General features: G+C 68.8%; 2 protein-coding genes and 1 tRNA gene. 1 reads left to right on the top strand and 2 read right to left on the bottom strand.

Features of this window, described 5'->3' with window-relative positions:
• Positions 1-132 precede the first annotated feature (132 nt).
• A tRNA-Lys gene (locus tag OO48_RS33745) sits at positions 133-205 on the top strand.
• Between the two features lie 529 nt (positions 206-734).
• On the opposite strand, the gene OO48_RS33740 is transcribed toward OO48_RS33745, so the two are convergent.
• Complete coding sequence (locus tag OO48_RS33740; RefSeq protein WP_081952588.1) at positions 735-2,243, bottom strand: tyrosine-type recombinase/integrase; 1,509 nt, start codon at positions 2,241-2,243, stop codon at positions 735-737.
• A gap of 8 nt (positions 2,244-2,251) precedes the next feature.
• Entirely contained in the window at positions 2,252-3,034 is a 783-nt protein-coding gene (locus OO48_RS33735) for a tyrosine-type recombinase/integrase (RefSeq protein WP_033223410.1), read from the bottom strand.
• Positions 3,035-3,408 lie beyond the last annotated feature (374 nt).

Here is a 3,408-nt window from a genome sequence, read left to right as displayed (position 1 = left end):
CCCCCGGCCTGACCCCCGCCGCCCCCGTCCGGGACCCGCACGACCCGCCCGGCAATCCACTGGTCATCCCCCGCCGGGCACCAGGTAGGATCACCCCGGCAGGCGGTGTCCCACCCGGTCCACGCCTGCCGCGGGCCGCTAGCTCAATTGGCAGAGCTGCGGACTTTTAATCCGTAGGTTCAGGGTTCGAACCCCTGGCGGCCCACCGTCAAAGCCCAGATCAGATAGCCCCTGACCTGGGCTTTTTCCATTTTTGGAGATCATTTTCATTTTGCCTCGGCGATTGTCGAATGTCATTTTGTCCAGATTTTGGCCAGTGTGGCCGTGGCGGTACTGGCAACGGGCGGCCGAGGTGCAGGGCAGTGTAGTGAATTCCTGCAGGTGGGAGGCGTTTCGAGTGTTTGCGATCAGAGTGGGCCACGGCATTTTTTGTGTCCGAGGTTTGTCCAGGTTGGCCGTGCGGAGAGTGGCAGCCACCTGAAGTAGATTGCAGCGCTCAGGAGTTGAAGCCGGAGGCGGTCGCGGCCCGGCGGTGTGTTTCGAGCCCGATGCGGCCACAACTGCTGGACGTGTCGGGTGGCGCGGAACCAAGGCCCCCGCGCAGTGCGGGCTTGTCGAGCGCTTCAACGTGGATGGGTGAAGTCGACACTCTCGATGGCAGGTTCGAGGACGACTGGGTGGGCAGGTTCCGCGCGCGCCCGTCGATCCTGCGGTGCCGGGTGCGGGCTGCGGCGTTACGGTGTCCGGCTTGGGCTGCCGTCCTCTCGACGGGGCGGATACCGGCGCAGCGGCACCAGGCCAGCCGCGGACTCTGCGGCCGCACGGGCGAGGTCCGGCAGGACGGAGGTGTAGGTGTCGGCGGTGACGGTGATGGTCGAGTGTCCGAGCAGCGCTTGCACGACCTTGAGATCAGCACCGCCCGCCAGCGTGAGGGTTGCGGCCTCGTGTCTCAGATCCTGCAGCCGGATCGGTGGCAGGTCGGCTGAAGCCATCAGCGTCTCGAACCGGTGCGACACGTATTGGGGATGCAGCGGTAGCCCGTCCTCGCGGACGAAGACGAGGTCGAGCCGTGGCCAGGGATGCGGGCTGCTAATGGCGGCCTTGGCCATCCGGTCCCGGTGATCGGCCAGAGCGCAAGTGGTGCGGGTGTCGAGGACGACAGTGCGTTCGCTGTGCCGCTTCGGGGCCTTCTCGTGAGGCTGGTAGCCGAGTTGGACGATCTGACGGGTGATCTCCAGGGTGCCGAGATCCAGGTCCACACTGCTCCAGCGCAGTCCGATGGCCTCGCCGCGCCGCAGTCCGCTGAACGTCATCAGGTGCCACAGTGCGTACAGCCAGTCGTCGGCGGAGGCGTCGAGGAAGCGCCCGGTTTGCTCCGGTGTCCACACCATCACCGGTCCCGGTCGCTCCCCGCTTTCCCGCCACGCGGCCGAGCGGGCGGCTGTCCACAGCGTCGGGATCGGACGGGGCACGGACGGCAGGTGGACGAGGGCCGCCCAGTTGACCGGGATCAGCAACTGTCGGACGGCGTCGCTCAACGCGGAGCGCAGCGTCGCCCGGATCCGCAGCCGCGTAGCCGGCCCTACCACCCGCAGTGGTTGCTGCGGCGTTCGCCGCGGGACGGCGGGCTCCGCAACAGGGGGCGGGGGAGCGCCAGAGCGCGGGTGGCCGGGACGGCGCCCGTGGAGGGCCTTCCATGTGCTGTGGGCTGCTCTCGCCTCGTCGATGCGTTCCCGTTCGGCGCGGATCTCCGCGTTGCGCCGCTCGATCGCTTCGAACATGTCCGCGATGTGCCGTGGCCGTAGGTCACTGAGCGGCACTTCGGCGAGGACGGGCAGGATGTGCAGGCGCAGATGGCACTCGTACGCCCGGGCGGTGGTCGGCTCCACGCCGGCCGACTTCTCCCGCATCCACTGAGTCAGGAACTCGCCCGTCGTCATCCCCGGCCCGGCGCTGTCGCGCGCCGCAGCCGTCACCAGGGACTCCATGGCGGCCACAGCGTCCTGGCGGGTGCGGAAGCCCCGTTTGCGCACCCGCCGACGCCGGGGCCCCTCTGGCAACGGAGGAAGATCGACGTCGAATCCCCAGGAGCCGTGCCCGCGCTTGGCCAGGTGCGGGCAGGACGAGCCGAGGAACCTGAGTCGGGGGTTGCCGTCGTCGTCCAGGACAGGCTGCCCGCGCGCGTTCACCACCGGTACGCGGCATGCGCAGCAGCGCCGCACCGAACCACGTTTGCCGTTCATACCGCAGGCTACTGCGCGCCGACCGACCAACCGGCTGGGGTCAGGACGTCGGGACTCAGCGCGGTGCGGCCACGTCCGTGCGGGACATCGGCCAGGGCGGCCATCTCCTCAGGAATCATGCCGTGTTTGACCGCATGGGTGAGCGCGGAGCGCAGGGACTGGCGGATGCGCTGCTGAGTGGCAGGGCCGGCGAGCCTCAGCTGCGGATGATCAGGGAACGACGGCAACAGTGGCTCGGGCACCGGCGACGCGGCGGCATCCCGCCGAGGGCGTCCCCTGCCACGCCCGTACTGGGCCCGCCACTGGCGCTGGGCTTCTCGCGCGGCAGCCAGCGTCGCCTGCGCACAGCGGATCTCCTTGTTGCGCACCTCGATCGCCTCGAACATCTGCGTGATGTCGCGCGCCCGGAGTTCCTGCACGGGAATCGTCCCGAGATGCGGAAGCAGATAGCTGCGTATGTGCCCTTCCACCAGATCCGCCGTCGTAGTGGCCAGAGGAACGCGAGCAACCCGCAGCCAGCGCCACAGCACTTCCTCCACGGTGCACCGCAGATCCTCCCGCACCTGCAAGCGGGTGATCACCGCTGCGAGTGCCGCGGCGGCCTCCGTCCGGCTGCCGAACCCGCCCTCCACTATCCGCCGCCGGCCATGAGGGCCAGGCGACAGCTCCAGGGCGAACCACCACTGCCCGTGCCGCTTCTTCGAGCGCAGCCCAGGGCATTGCGCCCCCAGCCCGCGGTAGCGCAACCGGCCGTCCGTGTCCCTAAGCTGCACCCCGGCGCTGTCCAGCACTGGGACCGTGCAGTGGCAGCGGCGATAGATCCGCCCCGCCATCAGAGCGCCGCCTCGATCCCGGCCGCAGAACCAAACCGGACATGACCCGTGCCGATGCGAACCTGATTGCCCTGCACGTCCCACCATCCCCACGTCAAACAGCATGATCCGGCCGGTGCCAGCCTCCACACCGCACACGTCGAAGCGGATGCTGGTGGCACCGCCTGCGGTGACGCTACGGACAGGCCAGGTCTTGCGTCGCGCCGACCGGCGCGACTTGCCCTCCTCCGCAGTACTGACTTCGGCGCGTCAGGGTGAATCTGTGTGAAGTGCCTGACGGGCCTGAAGCGGTGGCTGTACCAGTGGTGTGTGAGATATGCGGATGGGGGCGG

The organism is Kitasatospora phosalacinea (assembly GCF_000716545.1).
In the GTDB taxonomy this organism is placed as follows: domain Bacteria; phylum Actinomycetota; class Actinomycetes; order Streptomycetales; family Streptomycetaceae; genus Kitasatospora; species Kitasatospora phosalacinea.
Note: the sequence above shows the minus strand (reverse complement) of the source record. Positions and strands in the feature narration are given on the sequence as shown.

Bases quoted from the DNA above. Each gene is read 5' to 3' on its own strand.
- OO48_RS33740 (WP_081952588.1), bottom strand. From the start codon at position 2,243: ATGAACGGCAAACGTGGTTCGGTGCGGCGCTGCTGCGCATGCCGCGTA.